Origin of the sequence: Pseudomonas sp. NY15364 (genome assembly GCF_048068235.1) — a bacterium.
GTDB classification, from domain to species: domain Bacteria; phylum Pseudomonadota; class Gammaproteobacteria; order Pseudomonadales; family Pseudomonadaceae; genus Aquipseudomonas; species Aquipseudomonas mendocina_D.
In genome coordinates, this window is the sequence record NZ_JBLUPX010000024.1 from 40,943 (window position 1) to 66,657 (window position 25,715).

Genomic DNA, 25,715 nt, shown 5'->3' on the forward strand with positions numbered 1-25,715 from the left:
TAAGGCTGTACGAAACGAGCACATAAGATACCCTTGCGCCACGAACCAACCAGGACGCTGCGAACCGAACGATGGGTTTTGAACAATTAGCCGAGCTACGTGACCGCCTGCGCGCCGAGAAGCAGCAGGTACAGCAGGTAAAGACCGAAAGCGCGAAGCCGCAAAAACGCAAGCAGCCGCCCAAAGGTAAGGCGCGTGAGCAGGATCCTACCGTCGAGGCGATCTGGCGCTTGCAGAAGCACTTCCCCTTGGCCTTCCCGGTCAATCCGGCGCCCAAGGTGCCGTTGAAGGAAGGCATTCTCAAGGACGCCGAGCAACATCTGCAGTTGCTCGGTATCACCGTTGAGCAGCTCAAAGCGGGTATTGCCGCCTGGTGCCGCGGTGGTCGTTACTGGGCTGCCATGACCGAAAATGCACCGCGTCTGGATCTGCAAGGCCAGCCCGTTGGTATGGTGACGGCGGCGCAGGCGCTGCATGCCAAGCAGCAGGCCAGGCGGCACCGTGCCGAAGCTCGGCGCAATCAGGCCAAGGCGAAAGCTCCAGCGGACGACAAGGCCGTGGAGAGCGCTGCAGCACCTGCTGCGGAGTAAATCCTGGCTAGCTGAAGGTTTTGCCGGCGCTGCGAGGGATACCTCGTGAAGCGTCGCTGGCGCGCCTACAATGACGGCCTCATTCGCGAGGCCGTTTTTCATGCTCGAACTCGACTCTACCCTGGCGCAGCACATTGTCGACCGCGCCATGGCCATCCTGCCGCACAACATCAATGTGATGGATGCCCAGGGCATGATCATCGGCAGCGGTGACCCCAGCCGGCTGCACACCCGTCATGAGGGGGCGCAATTGGTGCTGGCCAATTGTCGCGTGGTGGAGATCGACGCTCAGGCGGCGGCGTGCCTGCGAGGTGTCAAGCCAGGTGTCAATCTGCCGTTGCTGCATGCCGAGCGCCTGATTGGCGTGCTCGGTATCACGGGCGACCCCGAGATCGTGCGGCCCTATGCCGAACTGGTGCGCATGGCAGCGGAAATGTTGGTCGAGCATCGCGTGCTACAAGCCGAGCGGCATTGGCAGCGGCACCAGCAGGAGGCCTGGTTGCGACAGTTGCTCGATCCCATGCTGCGTCTGTCCAGTCTCGAGGTCGATGCCGAACGTCTGGGCCTGCAACTGACCTGGCCACGACAGATGTGTCTGCTGCAACTCGATGGTGAGGGCGATCCGCTGCCGCGTCAGGCGCGTCTGCTCGCCGCATTGGGGGGCAAGAGTGAACATCTGGTGGCGCCGCTCGGGCGCCATGAACTGCTCTGGTGCCGGCCCTACAACGCCACCCGTGATGATCGTGCCTGGCTCCAGCAGGCTGACGAGCGCGAGTGGGGGGTAGGGTCGCTGGCGCTCAGCGATCCGCTGCATGATCTGACCGAGCTGCGCCAGGCCAGCCTGGCCCTGCGCGATCTTCAGGCCTATGGCCAAGCGCGCTTTCCCGATCGTCGCCTGCTACGCCTGGACGAATTGCGCCTGCCGACGCTGCTCTATGCCCAGCGCCACAGCTGGTTACTGCAGGGCTGGCTGGCGCCGTTGCGGCAGGTGCTGATGCAGGACCCGCAAGGCACGCTAAGGGCCACGCTGGAAGCCTGGTGCGCGCATGACGGCCAGGTGCAAACCTGTGCACAGGAGTTGGGCATTCATCGCAATACGTTGCGCTACCGCCTGGAGCGCATCGCCGAACTCAGTGGTCTGGATCTCAATCGGCTGGATCAGCGCCTGCAGCTATCTTTGGGGCTGGGCTTGCTGGAGCCTGCCGCGACAGCGCCGTTGAGCGTTCGGTAATTCATCTTCGCTGGTGAATACGAGGTGCTGGCTTTGTGCGATTGCACAGCCAATTGCACTCAGCTCTTGTTGTTTTGGTGCTGGCGCACAGGGCGATGCTGGTGCAGGCTGAGCCACAATGTGGCGCCTGTCGGCATTCCCATCCGGGCCTCGCGCCCGCCATAACAACAATGAGGAGACTGGTCATGGGCCTTGTCCTGATCCTGGTGGCACTGATTGCATTCATCGTGCTGTCCACTACCCGTTTGAAATTGCACCCCTTCCTGGCATTGCTGGCTGCTGCGCTGATCGCCGGCTTTGCCTATCAGCTGCCTAGCGGCGAAATCATCAAGACCATGACTGCCGGCTTCGGCGGCATTCTCGGTTACATCGGTATCGTCATCGTTCTCGGTACCATCATTGGCGTGATCCTCGAGCGCAGCGGCGCCGCCATTACCATGGCCGAGACGGTTATTCGTCTGCTGGGCCAGCGTTTCCCCACCCTGACCATGTCGATCATCGGTTACCTGGTATCGATTCCGGTGTTCTGCGACTCCGGCTACGTCATTCTCAACTCGCTGAAGAATGCCCTGGCTGCACGCATGAAGGTGTCCGTGGTGGCCATGAGCGTGGCCCTGGCTACCGGCCTGTATGCCACCCATACCTTCGTGCCGCCAACCCCCGGTCCGATCGCTGCGGCCGGCAACCTGGGCCTGGAAGCCTCGCTGGGCCTGGTGATTCTGGTCGGTCTATTGGTCGCTGCGGTCACCGCCGTGGCCGGTATGCTGTGGGCCAACCGTTTCCTCAAGCAGAACGACCACGACTTGCTGGAGGAAGCGCCAAGCGAGCTGCTCGCCGATAACGTCGATTTCGATGCACTGCGCGCTCGCTACGGCAAGCTGCCCAGCGCCTGGCAGGCGTTCTCGCCGATCTTCGTGCCGATCATCCTGATCTGCCTGGGCTCGGTCGCTGCTTTCCCGAGCAAGCCCTTCGGTACTGGCGCTTTCTTCGATGTGCTGAGCTTCCTCGGTCAGCCGGTTGCCGCGCTGCTGGTCGGTCTGGTGTTGGCGTGCTCGCTGCTCAAGGGCGAAGGCAAGCGTCAGCAGTTCCATGACTATGTCGCTCATGGCCTGAAAGAGGCAGCTCCGATTCTGCTGATCACCGGTGCCGGTGGCGCCTTCGGTGCCATTCTCAAGGCCACCGCGCTGACCGGTTATCTGGGCGACACCCTGTCGGCACTGGGCATCGGCCTGTTTATGCCGTTCCTGGTGGCTGCTGCGCTGAAGAGTGCCCAGGGTTCCTCCACCGTCGCACTGGTCACCACTTCGGCGATGGTTGCGCCTCTGCTGGGCAACCTGGGCCTCGACAGCGAAATGGGTCGCGTGCTGACGGTGATGGCCATTGGTGCTGGTGCGATGACCGTTTCCCACGCCAACGACAGCTTCTTCTGGGTCGTGACCCAGTTCAGCCGCATGAAAGTGGCGACCGCTTACCGTGCCCAAACCATGGCTACGTTGATCCAGGGTGTCGCTGGTATGGCCGCGGTCTGGCTGCTGAGTCTGGTTCTGCTGTAATCCGCTATACCGGCAGGCGACCAGAAGGTCGCCTGCCTCCTTTCGAGGTACCTATCATGAAAATCGTCATTGCTCCTGACTCCTTCAAGGAGAGCCTCAGCGCGCCCGACGTGGCTGCCGCCATCGCCCGCGGTTGGCAGCAGGTTTTTCCCGAGGCTGAATGTTTGCTGAGGCCAATGGCCGATGGCGGCGAAGGCACGGTCGATGCGCTGCTCGCTGCCGTCGGCGGCGAGCGCCGCGAGTGTGAGGTGCGTGGTCCGCAGGGTGAGCCGGTCAAGGCGCATTGGGGTTGGCTGGGGCAGGGCACAGCGGTTATCGAGATGGCTGCTGCCAGTGGCTTGCACTGGGTGCCACGTGAACAACGCGATGCTCGTCTGGCCTGCAGCTTCGGCACTGGCGAACTGATCCGCGAGGCGCTGGATGCCGGTGCTACGCGCATCATCCTGGGGCTGGGCGGCAGTGCCACCAATGACGCCGGTGCTGGCCTGTTACAGGCGCTGGGGATGCGCTTTCTCGATGTCCAGGGGCGCGAGCTAGCGCCGGGTGGCGCGGCTTTGGCTGGTCTCGACCAGCTTGATTTGAGTGGGCTCGACGCGCGTCTGCTCAAGGTGCAGATCGAGGTCGCCGCTGATGTCGACAATCCCTTGTGCGGGCCACGCGGTGCATCTGCGGTCTTCGGTCCGCAGAAGGGGGCGACGCCAGAGCATGTCGCCGAGCTGGATACGGCGCTCGGTCGCTTCGCCCGTATCGTGGCGGCGACGCTGGGCGAGGACCACGCCGAGTTCCCTGGTGTGGGCGCGGCGGGCGGTCTCGGCTTCGCTGCGCGTGCCTTCCTCAAGGCAAGCTTCCGCCCCGGTATCGCGCTGGTGGCCGAGCTGTCCGGTCTCGCTGCAGCAGTAGAGAACGCGGATCTGGTGATTACCGGGGAAGGGCGTATGGATGCCCAGACCCTGCATGGCAAGACCCCGGTCGGGGTAGCGCGCGTGGCGCGTGCGGCCGGGGTACCGGTCATCGCCTTGTCCGGTAGTCTGGGCGACAACTATCAGGCGCTGTACGACGCTGGTATCGAAGCTGCATTCAGCCTGGCGCCGGGGCCATTGTCCCTGGAGCAGGCGATGGCTGGTGCGGCGGCTGAGTTGCAGGCTCGCACCACGGATATCGCCCGTCTCTGGCGCCTCGCTCGATCCTGATAGGGCGAACCTCGCTGAACCTGATCTGTCTGAAGTAACTATTGGTCAGGCTCCGCCGTGACAGTTACGCTCGCCCGGCGTCTAATGGATTGAGATACCTCTGGAGGAATTGCTATGCGTAAACCCACTCTGCTCATTACCTCGCTGGCCGCGGTGTTGGCCCTCGGGGGCTGTCAGTCCAGTCTGACTGGCGATACCTACAGTCGCGATGAGGCCCGAGCGGTGCAAACAGTACGCATGGGAACCATCGAATCGCTGCGCCCGGTGAAGATCGAAGGGACCAAGACGCCGATCGGTGCCGGTGCCGGTGCTGTGGTTGGCGGTATCGGTGGTAGTGGCTTAGGTGGCGGGCGCGGCAGCGCTGTCCTGGCTGTAGTCGGTGCCGTCGCTGGCGGTCTGTTGGGCGCCGCTGCTGAAGAAGGTCTGACCCGTACTCAGGGTGTTGAGATCACCGTGCGTGAGGACGACGGCACCATGCGCGCCTACGTCCAGGAAGTCGAGCCGAACCAAGTGTTCCGCGTCGGCGAGCGCGTGCGCATCATGACCGTCAACGGCACCAGCCGCGTCACCCACTGATCGTGACAAAAAGCCGGAGCAACTTAGGTTGCTCCGGCTTTTTTTTGTCTGCCATCTCTGACGGCAACTCTTCAGGCTCGGACAAAAACGCTCGCGGCAATTTTTTGTGGCCTCGCTATAGTGATGGTCGGCTGCCAGCAGCGCGTGCATGTTACCAAGTGTGTTTAACGATAATTCAATGCATGACGTTGCGTTGATAGTTATGGATAATCGGCCGTTATGCTTGTGCCGACAACGACTTAGCTGATCCGTTGTGGTGCATGGAATATCACCGTCAGGGAGTTGCGACTCCAGTTTTCGTAGCTGGATCGCACGACCTGACGTGCCTGCATAAGGGGTTTTTCCGATGGCGCTTGCGCTGATTGTCGCCTTGCCATTTCTTGGTTTATTTCTGCCGGTACTCACCGAGCGCCTTGGACGCTCGGCCTGTGCTGCGGCTGCGGCACTCGCGCCCGTGGTGGCGCTGGTGCTGCTGTTCAACCACCAATCGGCGGTGTTCGCTGGTGAGGTGCTGCGGGTCAAGCTGGAGTGGCTGCCGCACCTGGGCCTGAACCTCAGCCTGCGCCTCGATGGCCTGGGCTTCCTGTTCGCCCTGCTGATTCTCGGCATCGGCCTGCTGGTCATCCTCTATGCCCGTTATTACCTGGCCAAGACCGAGCCGATGGGACGTTTCTTCGCGTTCCTGCTGCTGTTCATGGGCGCCATGCTCGGTGTGGTGCTGTCGGAAAATCTGCTGCTGATGTTGATGTTCTGGGAGCTGACCAGTCTGTCATCGTTCCTGCTGATCGGTTTCTGGGGCTCGCGTTCCGAGGCGCGCAAAGGCGCGCGCATGGCGTTGGCAATCACCGGTGGCGGTGGTCTGGCGCTGCTCGCCGGTATTTTGCTGATCGGTCACATCGCCGGCAGTTTTGAGCTGTCTCAGGTGCTGGCCGCCGGCTACGCGATTCGCGCGCACGAGCTGTATCCGTTGGCGCTGGTGCTGGTTCTGCTGGGTGTGTTCACCAAATCGGCGCAATTCCCGTTCCACTTCTGGCTACCGCACGCCATGGCGGCGCCGACGCCGGTATCGGCCTATCTGCACTCGGCGACCATGGTCAAAGCCGGGGTATTCCTGCTGGCACGCCTGTACCCGGCGCTGGCTGGCTCCGAGTGGTGGTTCTACATGGTCAGTCTGACCGGTCTGGCCACGTTGCTGGTGGGGGCGTGCATGGCGCTGTTTCAGCATGACCTCAAAGGCCTGCTGGCTTATTCGACCATCAGCCACCTGGGCCTGATCACCCTGCTGTTCGGCCTGGATACCCGCCTGGCTGCGGTAGCGGCGGTGTTCCACATCATCAACCACGCCACCTTCAAGGCCTCGCTGTTCATGGCGGCGGGCATCATCGACCACGAAACCGGTAGCCGCGACATGCGGCGCATCAACGGTTTGTGGAAGTTCATGCCGCATACGGCAGTGCTGGCGATGGTGGCGGCTTCGGCCATGGCTGGCGTGCCGCTGCTCAACGGTTTTTTGAGCAAGGAAATGTTCTTCACCGAAACCCTGCACCAGCACCTGCTGGGTGGTTTCAATTGGGTGATTCCGGCAGCGGCAACCCTGGCCGGCGTGTTCTCGGTGGCCTACTCGCTGCGCTTCATCCACGACGTATTCTTTAACGGCGAGCCGATCGACCTGCCCAAGTACCCGCCGCACGAGCCACCGCGCTACATGAAAGTGCCGGTTGAGGTGCTGGTCTTCCTCTGCCTGCTGGTCGGCATCGTGCCAGCCTACACGGTAGCGCCGTTGTTGGCCGCCGCCGCCGCTTCGACCCTGGGTGGCGAGCTGCCTGAGTACAGCCTGGCGGTCTGGCACGGCTTCAACCTGCCGCTGCTGATGAGTTTCGTTGCGCTGTTCGGTGGGATCATCGTCTACACCTGCCGCAAACCGCTGTTCCGCTGGTACGAGGGGCTGCCCAACCTGGATGCCAAGGATGCCTTCGATCAGGTGGTGCGTTACATGACGCGCCTGTCCGTGCGCATCACCGTGCTGCTGGAAAGCGGCTCGCAGCAGCGCTATCTGGCCTGGATGCTGGGCAGTGCCCTGACTCTGGTGATCATCGCGCTGTCGCCGCTCGAGCAGTTGGCCGGTAGCGTGCCGATGACTCCGCTCGATCCGATGACCGTCACCGGCATGCTGATTCTGATGGTCACCGCCGTACTCACCGTGGTCTTCCATCGTCGTCGCCTGGTGGCGCTGATGATCCTCAGCGCTGCCGGCCTGATGGTGGCATTGGCCTTCGCCCGTTTCTCGGCGGCGGATCTGGCGCTGACCCAGTTGTCGGTAGAGGTGGTGACCATCATCCTGCTGATTCTCACCCTGTACTTCATGACCGACCGTACCCCGGCGGAGTCGAGCAGCCTGCGTGGTCTGCGTGATCTGACCCTGGCGTTGGGCAGCGGCACCATGGTGGCGATGCTGACCTATGCGGTGCTGACCCGTCCCTATCAGAGCATTTCGTCGTTCTTTCTCGAGAACAGCGTCTCCGGTGGTGGTGGCACCAATGTGGTCAATGTGATCCTGGTGGACTTCCGCGGCTTCGATACTCTGGGTGAGATCACCGTGCTGGCGATTGCTGCCATCGGTATCTACGCGCTGCTGCATGGCCTGCACCTGCCGCATCCGACCCATGACAAGAACGGTCGTCCGTGGTCGACCGACGCGCATCCGATGATCCTCGACAACCTGGCGCGGGCCATGCTGCCGATGGCGCTGCTGATTTCGGCGTTCATCTTCCTGCGCGGGCACAACCTGCCGGGCGGCGGCTTCATCGCCGGCCTGATCACTTCGGTGGCGCTGATTCTGCAGTACATCTCCCATGGTGTGACCTGGACTCAGGAACGCCTGAAATTCAGTTATCACGCCACCGCCGGCTGGGGCGTGCTGATCGCTGGGTTGACTGGTCTGGGTAGTTGGCTCTTCGGCTCGCCGTTCCTGACTTCGGCATTTGGCCATTTCCATATTCCGCTGATTGGCGAAATCGAACTGGCCACCGCGATCCTCTTCGATCTTGGGGTGTATCTGGCCGTTGTCGGCGCCACCCTGCTGATCCTTTCCAATATCGGCCATGTCAGTCAGGACGAGTCGTGCAAGGAGGTCATCTGATATGGAGGCAGTATTCGCAATTACCCTCGGGGTGTTGGCTGCCAGCGGCGTCTACCTGCTGCTGCGGGCGCGCATTTTCCCGGTGGTGATGGGGCTGACCCTGATCTCTTACGCGGTCAATCTGTTCATCTTCGCCATGGGCCGGCTCGGCACGGGCGTGCCGGCGGTGATCGGCAAGAGCGCCGAGTATGGTGATCCGTTGCCACAGGCGCTGGTACTGACCGCCATCGTCATTGGCTTCGCCATGACTGCGTTCGTCGTGGTGCTGGCCCTACGTGGCATGGGTGAGCTGAAAACCGATCACGTCGATGGCGAGGAGCCGCGCGCATGAGTCACGCCATCATCCTCCCCATTCTGCTGCCGATGTTTTTCGGCGCGTTGTTGCTGGTCGGCCACGGCTGGTCGCGTGAGGTGAAGCGGGGTATTTCCCTGATCGGCTGCCTGGCGCTGCTGCCGGTGTGTCTGTATCTGGTACTGCTGGCTGGTGCGGGGCAGTTGCAGGTTTATGCGTTGGGCAACTGGGTGGCGCCGTTCGGCATCATGCTGCTGCTCGATCGCTTCAACGCTGCGCTGCTGTTGCTTACCTCACTGCTCGCCTGCTTCGCCCTCATCTACGCCTGCCGTGGCGATGATGAGCGTGGGCCGAACTTTCATGCGCTGTTCCAGTTCCAGTTGCTGGGCATCAATGGTGCGTTCCTGACCGCCGACCTGTTCAACCTGTTCGTGTTTTTCGAGATCCTGCTGATCTCGTCCTACGCGCTGCTGCTGCATGGCAACCGTGCCAATCAGGTCAAGGCCGGCGTGCATTACGTGGTGCTCAACCTGCTGGGCTCGTCGTTCTTCCTGATCGGCGTCAGCCTGTTGTACGGCCTGATCGGCACTCTGAACATGCCGGACCTGGCAGCGCGCGTAGCCAGCGCCGATGTCGCCGATGCACCGTTGATCAAGGCCGCGGCCTACCTGTTGCTGATCGTCTTCGGCCTCAAGGCTGCCGTGCTGCCGTTGTGTTTCTGGCTGCCACGCGCCTATGCCGCGGCGCCCGCTTCGGTGGCGGCGTTGTTCGCGATCATGACCAAGGTTGGCTTCTACGCCATCGTCCGCGTGTTCACCCTGGTGTTCGGCGAAGAGGCTGGGCCGCTGGCCAACCTAGGCCATGAGCTGCTCTGGTGGATGGCGCTGCCGACCATTGCCTTCGGTGTGATTGGTGCTCTGGGTGCGCGACAGTTGCAGGCGTTGCTGGCGTATCTGGTGGTGGTCTCGGTGGGCACGCTGATGGCTGGCTTCGCCATGGGTAACGTAGCGGCATTGAGTGCTGCGCTTTATTACATGGTGCATAGCACGCTGATCAGCGGTGCTTTGTTCCTGCTGGCCGGCCTGGTGGTCGCCCAGCGTGACAGCGCCGGTGGCGATCTGCAGCAGGAGCGTGTGCTGCGTCAGCCGTTGGTGCTGGGTTGCATGTTCTTCTTTGCCTCAATCTCCGTGGCCGGGTTGCCGCCGTTCTCTGGTTTCCTCGGCAAGATGCTGCTGCTACGCGCGGCCGAGCCAGGCTGGCAGGCCTGGAGCCTGTGGCCGGTGATTCTGATTGGCGGTCTGTTGACCTTGGTGGCGCTGAGCCGCGCCGGTACCAGCCTGTTCTGGCTGGGCCATGGCGCGGATGCGTTGCCGTCGGAAGCCGAGCCGGCTGATCGTATCAGCCTGCTGGCGGCGTTGGGCCTGTTGCTGGCCAGCCCGCTACTGCTGATCGCTGCTGCCCCGATAATGGCGTATCTGGAGGCTGCCGCAGCGCAGTTGCTCGATCTGCAACCCTATCTGTCGATCATTGCCGGAGGTGCGGCATGAGGCGTTTGTTCCCCCACCCGCGGATGATGCTGGTGCTGACAGTGCTCTGGCTGCTGCTGGTCAACACCCTCAACCTGGGGCATATCCTGCTCGGGCTGTTTCTGGGGTGGTCGATCGTGCACCTGTGCGGCGATTTCTTGCTGACCGTGCCGAAAGTGCGCAAGCCCCTGGGTCTGCTGCTGTTCATTGGCAAGGTGTTCTACGACATCGTGGTGGCCAACCTGCAGGTGGTTAAGCTGGTGCTCGGACCGAAATCGCGTCTTGAACCGGCATTCGTCGAGGTACCGGTGGAGATAGAGGACGAGTTCGTCCTGTCGGCCCTGGCCTGCATCATCTCGCTGACGCCTGGCACCGTCTCTGCCGGCCTCAGCTCTGACCACAAGACACTGCTGCTGCACGGGCTCAACGTGCCGGATCGCGACGAGCTGATCGCCGAGGTCAAGAGTCGCTACGAAAAGCCGCTGCTGGAGATTTTCGAATGCTCGAGAACGTAGTCTTTCTGTGCATGGGCATCCTCACGCTGGCCATGTTGCTCAATGTCGCGCGTCTGGTCGAAGGGCCAAGCGTGGTGGATCGCGTCCTGGCCCTGGATACCCTGTATATCAACGCGCTGGCGCTGATCGTGCTGTTCGGCATCTGGCTGGCGTCGGACCTGTTCTTCGAAGCCGCACTGCTGATCGCAGTGATGGGCTTCGTCGGTACGGTTGCGGTGGGCAAACACCTGCTGCACGGCGACATCATCGATTAAGGGGGGAATGACCATGCCGTTCTGGCTGGAACTATTGATTTGCGCTTGCCTGATCCTGGGCAGCCTGTTCGCCCTGGTCGGTGCCATCGGGCTGTATCGCCTGCCGGATTTCTTTACCCGTCTGCATGGTCCGACCAAGGCCACCACGCTGGGGGTCGGCGGTACGCTGATCGCCTCGATGCTGTTCTTCGCTCACCACACAGGCAGCCTCAGCCTGCATGAGTTGCTGATCACGCTGTTCCTGTTCCTCACTGCGCCGGTCAGTGCGCACATCCTGTCCAAGGCGGCTATGCAGCAGAAGGTCGAGCTGTCCGAGCAGACCCGTGGTCAGCCGTGGGACGATGATCACTGATTCACTGTCAGGTACTTCTTGTGCCTGGCTGTCACTGTCGCCAGGCAATTCCCAGGCCTAGACTGCGCTCTGAAATCAAGTTCAGGGGGCGTTGGGTGCATGAGCGAGCTGGTCATTCGTCAGGCCGTTGCCAAGGATATCGAAGCGCTCTGCGCGTTGATTCTCGAGCACGGGCCCAATCCCTGGAATCATTTACCTGAAGTCGAAGTTCGCCAACATCTGCAGGATATTGAGACGAACGCGACGCTGGCGGTGTTGGCCGAGGAGCAGGGGCGACTGCTGGGGTTCGTCAGCTATCGTTTGACGCAGGATTTCGCCGCTCATCAACCTGCGGCGCGTGCCGGGCAGTTGCATGGCTATATCTGCGAGGCGGTGGTGCATCGCGACTGCGCGGGTCGCGGACTTGGTGCTCATCTGCTCACGGAGGCGGTGCAGGACTTATGGCGTCGGGACGTGTGCGACGTCTATATCGATCGCCACGAAGAGAATGCCGCATCGGCAGGGATGATGCGCAAGGCCGGTTTCAGTGAGCTGCTGACCTATGCCGACCCGGCGCGTCGTCCGAATGGCTCGCGGCGTTCGACGCTGTGCTGCCTGCGCCGCGAGGGCCTTTGACGCTTCTACGGCTGCGCGCTATCGAGACTGACCGATATCCGTGGGTTAGGTGCCTGTCACCTATCCTGATGAGCCCGCACGGTCCGTTGCGCCGTAACCCACCATTGGCGCAACGCACGACCATCGCCTGGTGGGTTACGCGGCGCACTGCGATGGCGCTGATCGGACATTCTCAGGCTTGGCGCCGCTAACCCACCCTGTGGGGTGCGTGATCCGAATAGGGCTTAGCTATTCAACCCAAGCATATCCTTGGCCACTGCTTCGGCCACACGAATGCCGTCGACGCCAGCAGAGAGGATGCCACCAGCGTAGCCGGCGCCTTCCCCGGCCGGATACAGGCCCTTGAGATTCAGACTCTGCAGATCATCGCCACGGGTGATGCGTACCGGCGATGAAGTGCGCGTTTCGATGCCGGTGAGTACCGCATCGGCCAGGTCGAAACCCTTGATCTGCTTGCCGAAGGCCGGTAGCGCCTCGCGGATGGCCTCGATGGCGAAATCCGGCAGCGACGGCGCCAGGTCACCCAGTTTCACGCCCGGCTTGTAGGACGGCTGCACCTCGCCAAGGGCGGTGGATGGCGTGCCCTTGATGAAGTCGCCGACCAGTTGCCCGGGCGCCTCGTAGTTGCGACCACCGAGCACATAGGCGTGCGACTCCAGGCGCTCCTGCAGTTCCACGCCAGCCAGCGGGCCGCCTGGGTAGTCCTGCTCGGGGGTGATGCCGACGACGATGCCGGCGTTGGCGTTGCGCTCGTTGCGCGAGTACTGGCTCATGCCGTTGGTGACCACGCGCTCCGGCTCGGAGGTGGCGGCGACCACAGTACCGCCCGGGCACATGCAGAAGCTGTAGACCGAGCGACCGTTGCTGGCGTGGTGCACCAGCTTGTAATCGGCAGCGCCGAGTTTTGGGTGGCCTGCGTATTTGCCCAGGCGGGCGCGGTCGATCAGCGACTGCGGGTGTTCGATGCGGAAGCCGACCGAGAAGGGCTTGGCTTCCAGGTACACGCCGCGGGCATGGAGCATGCGGAAGGTGTCGCGCGAGCTGTGGCCGAGGGCGAGCACCACATGGCGGCTGAGGATCTGCTCGCCACTTTCCAGTACTACGCCGGTGAGCTGATCGTCTTCGATCAGCAGGTCGCTGACACGCTCCTGGAAACGCACTTCGCCGCCGAGAGCCTTGATCTCTTCACGCATGGTGGCGACCACGCCGGTCAGGCGGAAGGTGCCGATATGCGGCTTGCTGACGTAAAGGATCTCGTCCGGCGCGCCAGCCTTGACGAACTCCTGCAGCACCTTGCGCCCGTGGTGATGCGGGTCCTTGATCTGGCTGTACAGCTTGCCGTCGGAGAAGGTGCCTGCGCCGCCTTCGCCGAACTGCACGTTGGATTCCGGGTTGAGCTGGTTCTTGCGCCAGAGGCCCCAGGTGTCCTTGGTGCGTTGGCGTACTTCCTTGCCGCGCTCGAGCACGATAGGGCGCAGGCCGGCCTGCGCCAGGATCAGAGCGGCGAAGATACCGCAGGGGCCGAAACCGACCACGATCGGGCGTTCGTCCAGCGGCGTTTCAGCTTTGCCCACTGGTTTGTAGGCGATGTCCGGTGCCGGGCCGACATGCTTGTCCTCACTCAGGCGAGCGAGCAGGGCGGCTTCGTCTTTCACCTCGCAGTCGATGGTGTAGATGAACGGCATGTCGCCGTACTTCTTGCGCGCATCGTAGCTGCGCTTGAACACGCTGAAGGTCAGCAGGTCATTGTCGGCGATGCCCAGGCGCTGGACGATAGCCGGGCGCAGGGCATCATCGGCATGGTCGAGGGGCAGTTTCAGTTCGGTCAGGCGAAGCATGGGCGGTGTCCTGGTTGGCCGGTGGTGATCCGGCAAGGTGAAGAAGGGGCGCGATTGTACGGGATTCGCTGCCCGGATGGAGGAGGCCGGCAATCTCGAACGACTGACGGCTTTGCTCCGTTGAGCGTAGGTGAACGATGTCTTCAACGCTGCGCAAGTACGGGTTCAGCTACGCTGGCGTTCGATCGCGCGCCCCCGAATGAACATCAGGGCAGCGCCCGCTAAGGCTGCTGCCGCGGCATAGACGATCACGGCTTGCGAGTCGAGGCTGTCGATGATAAGCCCTCCTAGAACCGCACCCGCGGCAATGGCGACCTGGAAGGTCGAGGACAGCAGGGCGCCAGCGCTTTCCGCGTGATCGGCGGCGGCGCGCGCGTTCCAGATCGAGATCGATACCGGGAAGGCGCCGAAGGCGAAGCCCCATAGCGCAATCGCGACGAAGGCAATGTTGGCCTGTGTGCCGAAAAGGATCAGCGTGAGTGCAACGGCAGCGATCAGGAACGAGCAACTGCTGACTGCCCAGGCCGGACTGCGCGCAGCGATGGCGCCGCCGGCAAGGTTGCCGAAAAAGCCGCTGACACCGAAGGCCAGCAAGGCAAGCGAGACGGTCGCGACATCCAGACGGGGAACCTCCTCAAGGAAGGGGCGGATGAAGGTCAGCGCGGCGAAGTGCCCGGAAATGACCAGCAGCCCGGTGCCGATGCCGACGACGACTGCGCGCCGTCTCAGGGCCGCCTTGAAGGACGCCAGGCCCGGTGCTGCCGTGGCCGGCAGTTTGGGCAGGGTCCGCATCTGGATCGCCAGCGCCACCACGCCAATACCGGATGCGGCCAGGAAGGTTGCCTGCCAGCCCCACAATTCTCCCAGGTAGGCACCCAGCGGGGCAGCGAAGATGGTGGCGAGCGAGATGCCCATCATGATGATCGAAATGGCCCGTGGCACCTTGTCCGGGGGCACCAGGCGCAGAGCGAGCGCAGCCATCATGGCCCAGAAGCTGCCGAGGGCGAAGCCCAGCAGCCCACGCGCGACCAACAGCACCGTGATATTCGAGGCATAGGCCGAAAGGATGCAGGAGAACACCAGCATGGCCATCAACCCCCAGACGATCTTCTGCCGATCCAGGCGGCCCGAGAACAGCACCACCAGTGGTCCGGCGAATGCGGCGACCACGGCGGTGGCGGTGATGGCCTGGCCCACCGCGCCGTTGGATACGCCCAGGTCCGCGGCCATCGGTGTCAGCAGGCTGATCGGCAGGAATTCCGCCGTGACCAGGCCGAAGGCGCCCAGGGCAAGAGAGATGACGGCCCACCACGCAGCAGATATGGATCGGGTGTCAGTAGATGAATCGGTATGGAGCATTACGGAATCCTTCATTTTCGTCTCCCGCTAGCTCCGCCGAACTGCACCAGTTCGAGCGAGGGCAACGGCCCTCCGGGGAATTGCGTCAGGCGCCCACCTTCGGCCAGCTCGCCAAGGTCGATAGCGGCGAAGCCCAGCCGTCAGTTGCTGCCGGGCAAGACACGCAGCTTCATCGACTTTGTGGTCGAGGCCTTCGAGCGGGAAGATTACGCGCGGCGTTTTGCCGGGAGTTAGGGCTAGCACCCCGTTGAGCGATCCAGGCCGGTGACACGTGGCGGGGCCACCGGCATTGGCGCGGCTCAGTTACGCATGGCGCCGAAGTGCGCGCAGCCACGCAGCACCTGGCCGTCGAGGCGCAGTTCGGCGCTGAGGTGGTTGACCGCGCCGCTCATGCCGTCGACGCAGCGCTGCGGTGCAACCCACAGATCCAGACGCTGACCGTTGGCTTCGCTGCTGAAACTCAGGCGACCGTCCGGCAGCTGTTCCTCCAGATAAGGCAGAGCCAACGGCTCCTGGTCAGGGCGGTTCAGTACCAGACCCTTGCTACCGACTTCCACTTGCCAGAACGGCTCGTTGCCGCTGGCGCGCAGGGCCAGGCGCTTGAAGTTGAGGTCGTCGCAGCCGTGTCCTTCACCTTGCAGGCGATAGATCTGGCTGACCTCGAAGCGACCATCGCTGCCCTTGCCCTGGCTGCCGCCCAGGCGCCCGGCCAGATCGGCGAACAGGCTGGCCTGGCTATCACTGCCAAGTTGCATGACTTCGCGCTCGATACCGGTGGTGTCGCCATCGACCAGCACGAAGCGACGCTGTTCCTGGCAGGGAGTGAACACCAGTTGACCATTTTCGACCTGGACTTGACCTTGCAAGCGAGTCGCTGGCGGTGGGCCTTCCGGCTTGCCGGTGTAGACCTGGCAGGCGGCCAGGAGGGGGAGGAGGGCGACGCTGGTAAGCAGGGAACGGGTGATGGACATGAGTCTCTCCAGATACGAGCGGCCACCATAGCCACAGCGCGACCCTGGCTCAAGCCGTTAGCATGAAAGTCGCGCAGCGACCTCCTCCCTGCTGTCCTTCTCCCTCTGGGAGAAGGTGGCGCGAAGCGCCGGATGAGGGGGCATACCACGCAGGCTTTCATTATTCGGCTGCTGTTGCGGCATACCCCGGCTTTGACTGAGCCGCACGAGTGCGGCCTAATTCGCCCCTTCATAAGCCGTCGAGCAGCTTCTGCAATGCCCAACCCCGCCATGCGTCCCAGCACGCTTCATTTGCCCCAGGGCCGCTGGGCGACGGTGCTCGATTGCCTGTGCGATCACTTTCCCGCCATCGACCGCTCCACCTGGCTGCAACGTATGGCGCGCGGTCGGGTGCTGGATGCGGCCGGTGCGCCTATCGGCCCCGAGCATCCTTACCGCGTCGGGCTCAAGGTGCGCTATTTCCGTGAGGTGCCGAACGAAACGCCGATTCCCTTCGACGAGCAGGTGCTGTGGCAGGACGAGCACCTGCTGGTCGCCGACAAACCGCATTTTCTGCCGGTGATGCCGGCCGGTGAATACGTTGAGCAGACCCTGCTGGCACGTCTGATCAAGCGCACCGGCAACCCAGATCTGGTGCCGATCCACCGCATCGACCGGCTGACGGCCGGCCTGGTGCTGTTCTCGGTCAACCCGGCCAGTCGCGGCCAGTATCAGGCACTGTTTCGCCAGCGTGCGGTGGAAAAGCGCTACGAGGCCATCGCTCCGGCATTGCCGCAGTTGCAGTTTCCCTACCTGCATCGTTCACGCATGGTCGAGGGTGAGCCATTCTTTCGCATGCAGGAAGTCGCGGGCGAGGCCAACAGCGAAACGCAGATCGAGGTGCTGGAGCGTCGGGGTGAGTTGTGGCGCTACGGGCTGTCGCCGGTGACCGGACGCAAGCATCAGTTGCGCGTGCATCTGGCCGGGCTCGGTGCGCCCATCGTCGGCGACGATTTCTATCCGCATTTGTTGGAGTCGCGTAATCAGCCGGATGACTACGGCAAGCCGCTCAAGCTGCTGGCGCGCGGCTTGCGCTTCGTCGACCCGGTCAGTGGTCAAGTGCGTGAGTTCCAGAGCGAATTGCAGCTGCAGTGGTAGCTTCCACTCGTGGGAGGGGCTTCAGTCGCGAGCTTTTCGCCGCTACGACTGCATGGATGCAGGAGGTAGAGCGAAGCAGGACGCCAGAGCCGAAAGCGTCTTCCACCGTGTGTTGCCGAAGGCATAAAAAAAGCCCGCACAAGGCGGGCTAAACGTGGCTCTTGCACCAGAGCTTGAATAAGGGTTCGGCGAGGAACATCACCAGAAACAGCCGTAGCACCTGCAGGGCAGTGACCAGCGCTACCGATAGCTGCAAGGCTTCGGCGGTCAGACACAGCTCCGTGATACCGCCCGGCATCATGCCCAGCATCAACGACAGATGGTCTTCGCCGGCCAGCCAGCCAAGGGCTTCGCCGAGTGCGGCAGCGGCGATCATCGCCAGCAGGGTGAAGGCCAGCACGCGGGCGAGAAAACCCGGCGCGCTGCGGAAGAAGGCGCGGTCGAAGTGACAGCCCAGGGCGCAACCGATCAGCCATTGGCCGAGCTGACCGAGGCCCTGCGGCAGGCCCAGATGCAGATCGAAACCGGCGCTGGCAACGGCGCAGGCAGTCAGCGGGCCAAGCATCCAGGGGTTGGGTTGTTTCAGACGTCCCCAGAGCATTGCCAGCACAGCGCCTGCGGCGAGCAGACCAATCAGCCAGGTCCAGTCCACCGGTGCACGAGGTGGCGCGCTGACATCGGGCAGGCCCCAGGTGAACAACGCCGGAATCAGCAGCACCACCAGCAGCAGGCGCAGGCTATGCGCCGCAGCGACACGTGCGGGTTGCGCATCGTGACGCAGGGCCAGATTGACCATCTCGCTGGCGCCGCCAGGCATGCTGGCGAAGAAGGCGGTAGCGCGGTCTACGCCGGCACGGCGCAGGATTGCGATGCCGATCAGGCTGAGCAGAAGCGTGCCGAAAGCGCCCATGACGATAACGGGCAAGTGGCTGAGCACCTGTTCCAGCACGTCGCTGGTGAAATGCAGGCCGATGCCGCTGGCCACCAGCCACTGGCCGGCCTTGCGCCCGCCGGGCAGTTCACTGAAGGGGCGGTCGGCCAGACAGCGCACGGCGATGACCGCCAGCAGGGAACCGACCATCCACGGCAAAGGCCAGCCGGCGAGGCTGGCCAGGTAACCGCCGACCACTCCGGCCAGCGGCGTTACCCAAAGATCACGCGGCAGTGGCATCAGCCCCAGCCTTGATCTGCTTGCGGCGACGCATCCAGCGGATGCCCGGTAGGGCCAGCATCAGTGCAACAAGCGCCCACAGCACCAGGGTGATCGGGCTGCCCCAGAGGATGCCCAGGTCACCAGCGGAGATGGACAGCGCGCGACGCAGGTTGTCCTCCATCATCTCACCCAGTACGAAGCCGAGAATCACGGCCGAGAGTGGGAAATCCAGCTTGCGCAGGATATAGCCAAACACGCCAAGCGCGATCATCAATACCAGGTCGAAGGTCGTGCTGTGCACCGCGTAGACACCGACCATGCTGATCACGGTAATAGCGGGTACCAGCACCCAGTTCGGCACGCTGAGCATGCGTGAGAACAGGCCGACCAACGGAATGTTCATCACCAGCAGGATGACGTTACCGATGAACAGCGAGGCGATCAGGCCCCAGACCACGTCGGGCTGCTGTTCGAACAGCAGCGGGCCAGGCGTGATGTTGTACAGAGTCAGCGCACCGATCATCACCGCGGTGGTGCCCGAACCGGGTACGCCAAGGGTCAGCATCGGGATAAGCGAGCCGCAGGCCGAGGCGTTGTTGGCTGACTCGGGAGCGGCCAGGCCGCGCAGGTCGCCTTCACCGAACTTGCCCTTGTCACCCGCCAGACGCTTTTCGGTCATGTAGGTCATGGCGCTGGCGATGGTCGCACCGGCGCCCGGCAGTACGCCAATGACGAAGCCGGCGACCGAGCTGCGAATCATGGTCCAGAAGGTGAAGCAGTATTCCTTGAAGTTGAACAGCACGCGGCCGCTGGCTTTCACGGCCTTCTGGCCGTTGTGGGTGTTTTCCAGCATCAGCAGAATTTCGCTGACACTGAAGAAGCCGATCACCACGATGACGAACTGGATGCCGTCGGACAGGCTGACGCTGTCGAAGGTGAAGCGGTAGACCCCGGTAGTGGAGTCGACCCCTACCGTGGCCAGGGCCAGGCCGATCAGGGCCGAGAGCAAGGTCTTGACCGGCTTGTCGCCGACCATGCCGCCGAGGCAGGCAATCGCGAAGATCATCAGCACGAAGTACTCGGCCGGGCCGAAGGCCACTGCCCATTTCGCCAGGATCGGCGCGAACAGCACCACGCCGCAGGTGGCGATCATGCTGCCGGTGAAGGAGCTGACTGCAGACAGCGACAGGGCGATACCCGCTTTGCCCTGACGTGCCAGCGGGTAGCCGTCGAGGGTGGTCATCACCGCGGCGGCGTCGCCTGGCACGTTGAGCAGAATGGCGGAAATACGCCCGCCGTATTCGCAGCCCAGATAGACGGCAGCGAGCAGAATCAGTGCGGTTTCCGGCGGCAGGCCTAGGGCGAAGGCCAATGGCAGCAGCAGGGCGACGCCGTTGATCGGGCCCAGGCCTGGCAGCAGACCGACGATGGTGCCAACGAAGGCACCGAACAGGGCAACCAGCAGGTTGGTCGGCCGGGTGGCGACGTCAAAGCCCTGCATCAGAAAATGTAATGTTTCCATCTCAGCTCTCCACCAACGCTTCGAACACGCCCAGTGGCAGCGGCACGTCTAGCGCATAATCGAACAATGCATACAGCAGCACGCCCATCAGAACGCCGCTAATCAGGCACGGCAGCACACGGCCCGTGAACAGCAGGCCCAGGACGAAGGTGGCCAGTGCAGTGCTGAGGACGAAGCCCAGGGGCTCGAAGAGCAGGGCATAGGCCAGCAGGGTGAGGATGCATAAGCCTGCACGCTGCAGCGCCTGGCGGGTGAGTTTCTCGGTGTCCGCGCCTGGCTTGAACACCAACCAGGCAGCACCAGCGCCCATCAGAGCCAGCAGTAACAACGGATAGGCACGAGGACCAACCGGGTCATAGGCAAAGGGAGCCTGGAAACCCCAGGCGATGACTGCGAGAACGGCGCACAACAGCAGCCAGATCGCAGCGAACAGGCGAACGTACATAGCAATGGTCTCTTGCGTAGGGACAGAATTGAACGGCGGTGCAGTTCAATAGCGGGTTCGGCGTCGGGCGACGCCGAACCCGCTGATGCACTTATTCCTGCATCAGGCCGAATTCACCGGCCAGGGTCTTGTACTCGGCAACCTGCTTGTGCACCAGGGTATCGAGGTCATCACCGGTAACCGATAATGGCAGCAGGTCGCGTTGTTCACGCAGCTTGGCGAACTCTTCGCTGGCCAGCAGGGTGTCGAACTGCTGTTTCCACCAGTTGAACTGCTCGTCGCTGACTTCCGGGCCCATGTAGAAACCGCGGATCACCGGCCAGGTGATGTCGTAGCCCTGCTCTTTGGCTGTCGGGATCTCGGCCAGCTTGCCCGGCAGACGCTCATCAGAGAGCACCGCGAGGATGCGCACTTTTTTCGCCTCCAGCTGCGGGGTGACTTCACCCAGGCCGCTGCTGGTGACCTGTACATGGCCACCGAGCATGGCGGTGAGGGTTTCACCGCCGCCTTCGAAGGCAACATAGCGCAGGTTCTTCGGCTCGATCCCGGCCAGGCGGGCGATCAGCGCGGTCTGCATCCAGTCCTGCCCACCGATGGTGGCGCCAGCGCCGAAGACGATGCTGGAAGGATCTTTCTTCAGGGCCTGAACCAGATCATCGAGGTTCTTGTACGGGGAGTCGGCACGCACGGTGATCGCGCCGTAGTCGGTACCGACTGCGGCCAGCCAACGTACGGCGTTTTCGTCATAACGACCGAACTTGCCCTGTGCCAGGTTCAGCAGCGAGCCCGAGGAGAAGGCGGTGATGGTGCCTGGGTCCTTGGCGCGCTGGGCAACCACGGCGTTGTAGGCCACGGCGCCAACGCCGCCTGGCATGTAGGTGACGCGCATCGGTGCCTTGAGCAGGCCTTCGTCTTTCAGGCCACTCTGGGCCAGTTTGCAGGTCAGGTCGAAGCCGCCGCCGGGTTTGGCCGGAGCGATGCATTCGGGGCGCTTGGGTTCGGCGGCCAGCAGTTGGCTGGCGAAGGCCAGGCAGGCAGTCGCCAATGCGGCGCGGGTCAGTACGGATTTCATGACGGATGATTCCTCGTGTGTCTTGTTGTTGTTTACCAAATCGGCAGGGTATAGCCGACGATGACGCGGTTCTCGTCCGCGTCGCGGGCGAAGTCGGAGCGGAAGCTGGCGTTGCGCACGCGTACGTAGAGGTCCTTGAGCGGGCCGGTTTGCACCACGTACTTGAACTCGATGTCGCGTTCCCATTCGCCGCCACGGTCATCGGAACCGGCGACACGGGCGTCATCGCCACGGATGTAGCGGGTCATGAAGGTCAGGCCGGGAACCCCGATGCTGGCGAAGTTGTAATCGTAGCGGGCCTGCCAGGAACGCTCGTCGGCGTTGGCGAAGTCGTTGATCTGCACGAAGTTGACCAGAAACGGATCGCTGCCATCGATATAGGCGAAGCCAGTGTCGCCGCTCATGTCCTGGAAGCCCAGGCCGAACTTGTGCGCACCCAGGCCGTAGCTGACCATGGCGTTGAAGGCCTGGTTGTCGACCTTGCCTGCATTGGCTGCGCCGCTGTCACGGCTGACGATGTATCGCACGTCGCTGCTCAGGGTGCCGGCGCCGACTTTATGGCTGCTGAGCAGGCCGAAGAAGTGCTGGCGATAGATGTCATCCAGGTCGGCGAAGTAGTAACGACCGGTGAAACCAGGCGCGAACTTGTAGTCGATGCCGGCGAGGTCGAGGTGGTCGGCTTCGATGCCGGAGGCGAAGCGGTTGTTCTTGGCGTTGAGCACCATCTCCTCGGAGTTGGTCGAGGCGCGGTCGATGACCTTGTCCAGGCGACCACCGGTGAAGGTCAGGCCTTCCAGTTCGGAGGAGGTCAGCAGACCGCCCTCGAATACCTGTGGCAGCAGACGGCTATCGCTGGCCTTGACCACCGGCAGCTCGGGCACATGCGAGCCGTAGCGCAGTTCGGTAGAGGAAATCTTCACTTTGGCGGTGGCGCTCAGGCGGCCGAATTCGTCAGGTGTGCCGCCATCATCCTGGACGGGCAGTAGGTCGGTTCCTGTACGGCCCTTGCCCGAGTCGAGCTTGATCCCCAGCAGGCCCATGGCATCCAGACCGAAGCCTACGGTGCCTTCGGTGTAGCCGGACTTGACGTCCAGCCAGAAAGCCTGACCCCATTCTTCACGTTTGTTCTGCTGTTTTCGAGGTTGCGTATTTTCGCGGAAGTCTCGATTGAGGTAGATGTTGGTAGCGGTGAGGCTGGCGCTGCTGTCTTCGATGAAGGCGGCGTTGGCGAGGGGGGCAGCGCCGGTAGCGGCGATGGCCAGGTAGAGCAGGCGGACAGGCGGCAGGGCCTGGCGTGAGGCAGCGAGCATCATGTGGTCTCCGTTTTTGTTCTTGTCGCCACCTGGCACCACTGCCAGGTCGCTTGAGCAGGTGGATCGAGCCACCTTGAAACGATGCTATGAGGGCAAGCTTTCACTAGGCTTTCATAGCCGAAAGATTTTCATGATGGTGTGTTGTTACGTCATGGCGGGTCACGCAGGGAAACAAACAAATGCTGCTTTGGCATTTGAGCAATTCACAGCAGCCGTGGCGGCGCTACACTGCGCGCCTTTAACGAAGCTGCAGCTGGAGGTGGCGGTGCGGATTCTGCTGGTCGAAGACCATCCGCAATTGGCGGAAAGCGTGGCCCAGGCGCTGAAAGGAGCCGGCTGGACGGTGGATGTGCTGCATGATGGCGTCGCCGCTGATCTGGCACTGTCCAGCGAGGACTACGCGCTGGCGATTCTCGATATAGGCCTGCCACGCCTGGACGGATTTGCCGTGCTTGCGCGCCTGCGTGACCGTGGCCAGACCCTGCCGGTACTGATGTTGACCGCGCGTGGCGAGGTCAAGGATCGCGTCCATGGCCTCAATCTCGGTGCTGATGACTACCTGGCCAAACCTTTCGAACTCACCGAACTGGAGGCGCGGGTCAAGGCGTTGCTGAGGCGTAGCGTGCTCGGTGGTGAGCAATTGCAGCGCTGTGGCGATCTGGTCTACGACCTGGGCGCCCGCCGTTTCAGCCTCGAGGGCGAGGCTCTTAGTCTCACTGCCCGCGAACAGGCTGTGCTCGAGGCGATGATCGCCAGGCCGGGGCGGGTGATGAGCAAGGAGCAACTGGCGGCGCAGGTGTTCGGTCTGGATGAGGACGCCAGCCCGGATGCCATCGAAATCTACATCCACCGCCTGCGCAAGAAGCTCGAGGGCAGTGCCGTACGCATCGTCACCTTCCGTGGTCTCGGCTACCTGTTGGAAGCGGTCGAGGCATGAGCCGTGGTGTCAGTCTGCGCGGGCGTCTGCTGCGGCGTCTGGCGCTGCTGTTGTCGTTGATCCTGCTGCTGAGCAGCTTCAGTGCCTATTGGAGTGCGCGCCGCGCAGCTGATACCGCCTATGACCGTACGCTGCTGGCATCGGCGCGCGCGGTGGCCGATGGTCTGTATGCCGAGGACGGCCGGTTGCGCGCCAATATTCCCTATGTCGCGCTCGATACCTTCGCCTACGACAGCGCCGGACGCATCTACTACCAGGTGCTCGACCTTCAGGGTAATCAGGTTTCCGGCTATGAGGACCTGCCGCCAGCGCCGCCGGGCACGCCACGTACTGACGATTATCCGGCGCTGGCGCACTTCTACGACGCCGAGTACCGCAACCAGGGTGTACGCGTGGTCAGCTTTCTGCAGCCAGTCAGCGAGCCGCAGCTAAACGGTATCGCCGAAATCCGCGTGGCGGAAACCCAGGGTGCACGCGAGCGCATGGCCCGCGAATTGTTGATCGGTACCTTGTGGCGCATGGGGTTGCTGTCGGTCAGCGCGCTGCTGCTGGTGTGGTTGGCGGTGAATCTGGCGCTGCGGCCGCTGGAAGCGCTACGTCGGGAAGTGGCTGAGCGGGCCAGCGATGACCTGCAGCCGCTGCCGGACGGCGGGTTGCCACGTGAGGTGCTGCCGCTGGTGGAAACACTGAACCAGTTTAACCAGCGCCTGCAGGGACTGTTCGAGAGGCAGTCGCAGTTCATTGCCGATGCCGCCCATGAATTGCGAACGCCTCTGGCGGCGCTGAAAGCGCGTATCACTCTAGGCTTGCGTGCCGAGCAGCCCGAGCAATGGCGTAGCACGCTGGAGCAGGTGGCGCAGCAGGGCGACCGCCTGACGTTGTTGGCCAATCAACTGCTGTCGCTGGCACGTATCGAGAGTGGTGCGCGAGCCATTACCGAAGGCGGTGCTCAGCGTATCGATCTCAGTCAGTTGGCGCGTGAACTGGGGCTGGCCATGGCGCCACTGGCTCATGCCCGTGGTGTCGCGCTGGCGCTGGAGGCTGATCAGTCGGTGTGGATCGATGGCGAGCCCACGTTGCTCAACGAGTTACTCAATAACCTGCTCGACAACGCGCTGGCGCATACGCCAGCCGGTGGCAACCTGATCATCCGCACCCTGGCTCCTGCCGTGCTGGAGGTAGAGGATGACGGTCCGGGGATTCCCGAGTCCGAGCACGAGAAAGTCTTCGAGCGCTTCTACAGGCGCAGCAATCTGGGCAATGGTGCGGGGCTCGGGCTGGCCATCGTGGGTGAGATCTGTCGCGCCCATCAGGCTCGTATCAGCCTGCATCAAGCGCAGCCGCATGGCCTGCGGGTACGTGTCGAGTTTCCGTTATCAGTGGCTGAGGCTTAGCGGCTGCTGAATCTCCAGCAGATATTGGGAAACCTTGCCACTGTCGCGCAATTGATTCAGGCCACGATTGAAGCGCTGCATCAGCTCGGCGTTGCCCGGTACCTCTCGCGACAGCAGCAGGTGCAGGCTGTCGCTGCGCAGAGGCTTGCGATGAAAGCTCAGGCGCTGGCGTTCGGCAGCGCTGAATTTCTTATAGAGCAGGTCGAAGCCCACCACCTTGTCCACGGGAAACACATCGATGCGCCCGGCCAGCAACTGGCGCAGGCCCTGTTCATCACCGGTCAGGCGTACCACCTCGAGCTCTCCGGCCGCTTCGGCACGTTGAAAGGCTTCGCCGTAGTCATAGCCACGGGTACCCGCAATGCGCAGGCCGCGCAGATCCGCGACATCGTTCCAGTCAAACGCGTGGGTCTTGCGATGAAGCAGGTAGTAACCGCTTTCGACCACCGGCTCGCTGATGTGAAAGTGTTGTTCACGTTCGGGGTTGGCAAGCCAGACGGCGCTGCCGTCGCGCGTACCTTGTTCGGCCATTTTCAGCGAGCGTGCCCAGGGGTGAAATTCCCATTGCACTTCGACGCCTTGCAGCGCAAATGCCTCGGCGACGATGCGTGAGGCCACGCCATGGTGGGGCAGGGTTTCCCCGAGGTACGGCGGCCATTCGCCGTTGGTGAGTCGCACCTGCTCGGCAGCCTGGGCGCTGCTGAGCATCAGGACGAGCAGGAGAAATGCGTAACGCATGGC

General features: G+C 62.9%; 24 protein-coding genes. 15 read left to right on the top strand and 9 right to left on the bottom strand.

Annotation, left to right across the window (positions count from 1 at the left end; translation table 11 throughout):
* Positions 1-71 precede the first annotated feature (71 nt).
* The 12 genes from ACNFCJ_RS18245 (at position 72) to ACNFCJ_RS18300 (ending at position 11,833) form a co-directional block, all read left to right on the top strand.
* On the top strand, positions 72-590 hold the full coding sequence (locus tag ACNFCJ_RS18245) for a ProQ/FinO family protein (protein ID WP_106732964.1): 519 nt from the start codon (positions 72-74) through the stop codon (positions 588-590).
* Between the two features lie 100 nt (positions 591-690).
* Positions 691-1,821, top strand: coding sequence for a sugar diacid recognition domain-containing protein (locus ACNFCJ_RS18250; protein ID WP_143506739.1), 1,131 nt, complete (start codon positions 691-693; stop codon positions 1,819-1,821).
* A gap of 185 nt (positions 1,822-2,006) precedes the next feature.
* The gene (locus ACNFCJ_RS18255) at positions 2,007-3,374 is read left to right on the top strand and encodes a GntP family permease (protein WP_416772880.1); all 1,368 of its coding nucleotides are present in this window, start codon (positions 2,007-2,009) and stop codon (positions 3,372-3,374) included.
* A gap of 56 nt (positions 3,375-3,430) precedes the next feature.
* Positions 3,431-4,564 carry a glycerate kinase gene (locus ACNFCJ_RS18260; RefSeq protein WP_256834956.1) on the top strand — a complete coding sequence of 378 codons (1,134 nt, stop codon included), beginning with the start codon at positions 3,431-3,433 and terminating at the stop codon, positions 4,562-4,564.
* A gap of 114 nt (positions 4,565-4,678) precedes the next feature.
* Positions 4,679-5,140, top strand: coding sequence for a membrane protein (locus ACNFCJ_RS18265; RefSeq protein ID WP_004423834.1), 462 nt, complete (start codon positions 4,679-4,681; stop codon positions 5,138-5,140).
* Positions 5,141-5,486: 346 nt separating this feature from the next.
* Complete coding sequence (locus tag ACNFCJ_RS18270; RefSeq protein ID WP_416772882.1) at positions 5,487-8,279, top strand: monovalent cation/H+ antiporter subunit A; 2,793 nt, start codon at positions 5,487-5,489, stop codon at positions 8,277-8,279.
* A gap of 1 nt (position 8,280) precedes the next feature.
* The gene (locus ACNFCJ_RS18275) at positions 8,281-8,610 is read left to right on the top strand and encodes a Na+/H+ antiporter subunit C (RefSeq protein ID WP_099522068.1); all 330 of its coding nucleotides are present in this window, start codon (positions 8,281-8,283) and stop codon (positions 8,608-8,610) included.
* Positions 8,607-10,118, top strand: coding sequence for a monovalent cation/H+ antiporter subunit D (locus ACNFCJ_RS18280; RefSeq protein ID WP_416772884.1), 1,512 nt, complete (start codon positions 8,607-8,609; stop codon positions 10,116-10,118). The genes ACNFCJ_RS18275 and ACNFCJ_RS18280 overlap by 4 nt, the downstream gene beginning before the upstream one ends.
* Entirely contained in the window at positions 10,115-10,612 is a 498-nt protein-coding gene (locus ACNFCJ_RS18285; protein WP_143506734.1) for a Na+/H+ antiporter subunit E, read from the top strand. Before ACNFCJ_RS18280 ends, ACNFCJ_RS18285 begins: the two co-directional genes overlap by 4 nt.
* The gene (locus ACNFCJ_RS18290; RefSeq protein WP_013714638.1) at positions 10,597-10,866 is read left to right on the top strand and encodes a K+/H+ antiporter subunit F; all 270 of its coding nucleotides are present in this window, start codon (positions 10,597-10,599) and stop codon (positions 10,864-10,866) included. The genes ACNFCJ_RS18285 and ACNFCJ_RS18290 overlap by 16 nt, the downstream gene beginning before the upstream one ends.
* A gap of 13 nt (positions 10,867-10,879) precedes the next feature.
* The gene (locus ACNFCJ_RS18295) at positions 10,880-11,218 is read left to right on the top strand and encodes a Na+/H+ antiporter subunit G (RefSeq protein WP_041769702.1); all 339 of its coding nucleotides are present in this window, start codon (positions 10,880-10,882) and stop codon (positions 11,216-11,218) included.
* Positions 11,219-11,317: 99 nt separating this feature from the next.
* Positions 11,318-11,833, top strand: a complete 516-nt coding sequence (locus ACNFCJ_RS18300) for a GNAT family N-acetyltransferase (protein WP_416772887.1) — start codon at positions 11,318-11,320, stop codon at positions 11,831-11,833.
* 224 nt (positions 11,834-12,057) lie between these two features.
* Here the strand turns inward: ACNFCJ_RS18300 and ACNFCJ_RS18305 are convergent, their stop codons facing one another.
* The 3 genes from ACNFCJ_RS18305 to ACNFCJ_RS18315 all read right to left on the bottom strand — a co-directional run bounded on the left by ACNFCJ_RS18305 (position 12,058) and on the right by ACNFCJ_RS18315 (position 16,001).
* Positions 12,058-13,671, bottom strand: a complete 1,614-nt coding sequence (locus tag ACNFCJ_RS18305) for an NAD(P)/FAD-dependent oxidoreductase (protein ID WP_416772889.1) — start codon at positions 13,669-13,671, stop codon at positions 12,058-12,060.
* Positions 13,672-13,836: 165 nt separating this feature from the next.
* Complete coding sequence (locus ACNFCJ_RS18310) at positions 13,837-15,045, bottom strand: MFS transporter (RefSeq protein ID WP_416772891.1); 1,209 nt, start codon at positions 15,043-15,045, stop codon at positions 13,837-13,839.
* A 284-nt stretch (positions 15,046-15,329) separates the two neighbouring features.
* A complete protein-coding gene (locus ACNFCJ_RS18315) occupies positions 15,330-16,001 on the bottom strand; it encodes a COG3650 family protein (protein ID WP_416772893.1) in 672 nt (223 codons plus the stop codon).
* 255 nt (positions 16,002-16,256) lie between these two features.
* On the opposite strand from ACNFCJ_RS18315, the gene ACNFCJ_RS18320 reads away from it, so the two are divergent.
* Complete coding sequence (locus tag ACNFCJ_RS18320) at positions 16,257-17,138, top strand: RluA family pseudouridine synthase (protein ID WP_416772894.1); 882 nt, start codon at positions 16,257-16,259, stop codon at positions 17,136-17,138.
* A gap of 148 nt (positions 17,139-17,286) precedes the next feature.
* On the opposite strand, the gene ACNFCJ_RS18325 is transcribed toward ACNFCJ_RS18320, so the two are convergent.
* The 5 genes from ACNFCJ_RS18325 to ACNFCJ_RS18345 all read right to left on the bottom strand — a co-directional run bounded on the left by ACNFCJ_RS18325 (position 17,287) and on the right by ACNFCJ_RS18345 (position 22,640).
* A complete protein-coding gene (locus ACNFCJ_RS18325) occupies positions 17,287-18,309 on the bottom strand; it encodes an AbrB family transcriptional regulator (RefSeq protein ID WP_416772896.1) in 1,023 nt (340 codons plus the stop codon).
* Complete coding sequence (locus ACNFCJ_RS18330) at positions 18,293-19,813, bottom strand: tripartite tricarboxylate transporter permease (RefSeq protein WP_104727084.1); 1,521 nt, start codon at positions 19,811-19,813, stop codon at positions 18,293-18,295. The genes ACNFCJ_RS18325 and ACNFCJ_RS18330 overlap by 17 nt, the downstream gene beginning before the upstream one ends.
* Before the next feature lies 1 nt (position 19,814).
* The gene (locus ACNFCJ_RS18335) at positions 19,815-20,258 is read right to left on the bottom strand and encodes a tripartite tricarboxylate transporter TctB family protein (protein ID WP_416772898.1); all 444 of its coding nucleotides are present in this window, start codon (positions 20,256-20,258) and stop codon (positions 19,815-19,817) included.
* 91 nt (positions 20,259-20,349) lie between these two features.
* Positions 20,350-21,330 carry a Bug family tripartite tricarboxylate transporter substrate binding protein gene (locus tag ACNFCJ_RS18340; protein WP_104727086.1) on the bottom strand — a complete coding sequence of 327 codons (981 nt, stop codon included), beginning with the start codon at positions 21,328-21,330 and terminating at the stop codon, positions 20,350-20,352.
* Between the two features lie 32 nt (positions 21,331-21,362).
* The gene (locus tag ACNFCJ_RS18345) at positions 21,363-22,640 is read right to left on the bottom strand and encodes an OprD family porin (protein ID WP_416772913.1); all 1,278 of its coding nucleotides are present in this window, start codon (positions 22,638-22,640) and stop codon (positions 21,363-21,365) included.
* A gap of 268 nt (positions 22,641-22,908) precedes the next feature.
* On the opposite strand from ACNFCJ_RS18345, the gene ACNFCJ_RS18350 reads away from it, so the two are divergent.
* Together ACNFCJ_RS18350 and ACNFCJ_RS18355 are read left to right on the top strand one after the other, a co-directional pair.
* A complete protein-coding gene (locus ACNFCJ_RS18350; protein ID WP_041769705.1) occupies positions 22,909-23,580 on the top strand; it encodes a response regulator in 672 nt (223 codons plus the stop codon).
* Entirely contained in the window at positions 23,577-24,974 is a 1,398-nt protein-coding gene (locus tag ACNFCJ_RS18355) for a sensor histidine kinase (protein WP_416772900.1), read from the top strand. Before ACNFCJ_RS18350 ends, ACNFCJ_RS18355 begins: the two co-directional genes overlap by 4 nt.
* Here the strand turns inward: ACNFCJ_RS18355 and ACNFCJ_RS18360 are convergent.
* Complete coding sequence (locus tag ACNFCJ_RS18360) at positions 24,957-25,712, bottom strand: substrate-binding periplasmic protein (RefSeq protein ID WP_416772902.1); 756 nt, start codon at positions 25,710-25,712, stop codon at positions 24,957-24,959. The genes ACNFCJ_RS18355 and ACNFCJ_RS18360 overlap by 18 nt on opposite strands.
* Between the last annotated feature and the right edge of the window lie 3 nt (positions 25,713-25,715).

What these genes read in the sequence shown, in the direction of transcription:
- ACNFCJ_RS18245 (WP_106732964.1), top strand. Translation starts at nt 72, where the DNA reads ATGGGTTTTGAACAATTAGCCGAGCTACGTGACCGCCTGCGCGCCGAG.
- ACNFCJ_RS18250 (WP_143506739.1), top strand. Translation starts at nt 691, where the DNA reads ATGCTCGAACTCGACTCTACCCTGGCGCAGCACATTGTCGACCGCGCC.
- ACNFCJ_RS18255 (WP_416772880.1), top strand. Translation starts at nt 2,007, where the DNA reads ATGGGCCTTGTCCTGATCCTGGTGGCACTGATTGCATTCATCGTGCTG.
- ACNFCJ_RS18260 (WP_256834956.1), top strand. Translation starts at nt 3,431, where the DNA reads ATGAAAATCGTCATTGCTCCTGACTCCTTCAAGGAGAGCCTCAGCGCG.
- ACNFCJ_RS18265 (WP_004423834.1), top strand. Translation starts at nt 4,679, where the DNA reads ATGCGTAAACCCACTCTGCTCATTACCTCGCTGGCCGCGGTGTTGGCC.
- ACNFCJ_RS18270 (WP_416772882.1), top strand. Translation starts at nt 5,487, where the DNA reads ATGGCGCTTGCGCTGATTGTCGCCTTGCCATTTCTTGGTTTATTTCTG.
- ACNFCJ_RS18275 (WP_099522068.1), top strand. Translation starts at nt 8,281, where the DNA reads ATGGAGGCAGTATTCGCAATTACCCTCGGGGTGTTGGCTGCCAGCGGC.
- ACNFCJ_RS18280 (WP_416772884.1), top strand. Translation starts at nt 8,607, where the DNA reads ATGAGTCACGCCATCATCCTCCCCATTCTGCTGCCGATGTTTTTCGGC.
- ACNFCJ_RS18285 (WP_143506734.1), top strand. Translation starts at nt 10,115, where the DNA reads ATGAGGCGTTTGTTCCCCCACCCGCGGATGATGCTGGTGCTGACAGTG.
- ACNFCJ_RS18290 (WP_013714638.1), top strand. Translation starts at nt 10,597, where the DNA reads ATGCTCGAGAACGTAGTCTTTCTGTGCATGGGCATCCTCACGCTGGCC.
- ACNFCJ_RS18295 (WP_041769702.1), top strand. Translation starts at nt 10,880, where the DNA reads ATGCCGTTCTGGCTGGAACTATTGATTTGCGCTTGCCTGATCCTGGGC.
- ACNFCJ_RS18300 (WP_416772887.1), top strand. Translation starts at nt 11,318, where the DNA reads ATGAGCGAGCTGGTCATTCGTCAGGCCGTTGCCAAGGATATCGAAGCG.
- ACNFCJ_RS18305 (WP_416772889.1), bottom strand. Translation starts at nt 13,671, where the DNA reads ATGCTTCGCCTGACCGAACTGAAACTGCCCCTCGACCATGCCGATGAT.
- ACNFCJ_RS18310 (WP_416772891.1), bottom strand. Translation starts at nt 15,045, where the DNA reads ATGAAGGATTCCGTAATGCTCCATACCGATTCATCTACTGACACCCGA.
- ACNFCJ_RS18315 (WP_416772893.1), bottom strand. Translation starts at nt 16,001, where the DNA reads ATGTCCATCACCCGTTCCCTGCTTACCAGCGTCGCCCTCCTCCCCCTC.
- ACNFCJ_RS18320 (WP_416772894.1), top strand. Translation starts at nt 16,257, where the DNA reads ATGCCCAACCCCGCCATGCGTCCCAGCACGCTTCATTTGCCCCAGGGC.
- ACNFCJ_RS18325 (WP_416772896.1), bottom strand. Translation starts at nt 18,309, where the DNA reads ATGCCACTGCCGCGTGATCTTTGGGTAACGCCGCTGGCCGGAGTGGTC.
- ACNFCJ_RS18330 (WP_104727084.1), bottom strand. Translation starts at nt 19,813, where the DNA reads ATGGAAACATTACATTTTCTGATGCAGGGCTTTGACGTCGCCACCCGG.
- ACNFCJ_RS18335 (WP_416772898.1), bottom strand. Translation starts at nt 20,258, where the DNA reads ATGTACGTTCGCCTGTTCGCTGCGATCTGGCTGCTGTTGTGCGCCGTT.
- ACNFCJ_RS18340 (WP_104727086.1), bottom strand. Translation starts at nt 21,330, where the DNA reads ATGAAATCCGTACTGACCCGCGCCGCATTGGCGACTGCCTGCCTGGCC.
- ACNFCJ_RS18345 (WP_416772913.1), bottom strand. Translation starts at nt 22,640, where the DNA reads ATGCTCGCTGCCTCACGCCAGGCCCTGCCGCCTGTCCGCCTGCTCTAC.
- ACNFCJ_RS18355 (WP_416772900.1), top strand. Translation starts at nt 23,577, where the DNA reads ATGAGCCGTGGTGTCAGTCTGCGCGGGCGTCTGCTGCGGCGTCTGGCG.
- ACNFCJ_RS18360 (WP_416772902.1), bottom strand. Translation starts at nt 25,712, where the DNA reads ATGCGTTACGCATTTCTCCTGCTCGTCCTGATGCTCAGCAGCGCCCAG.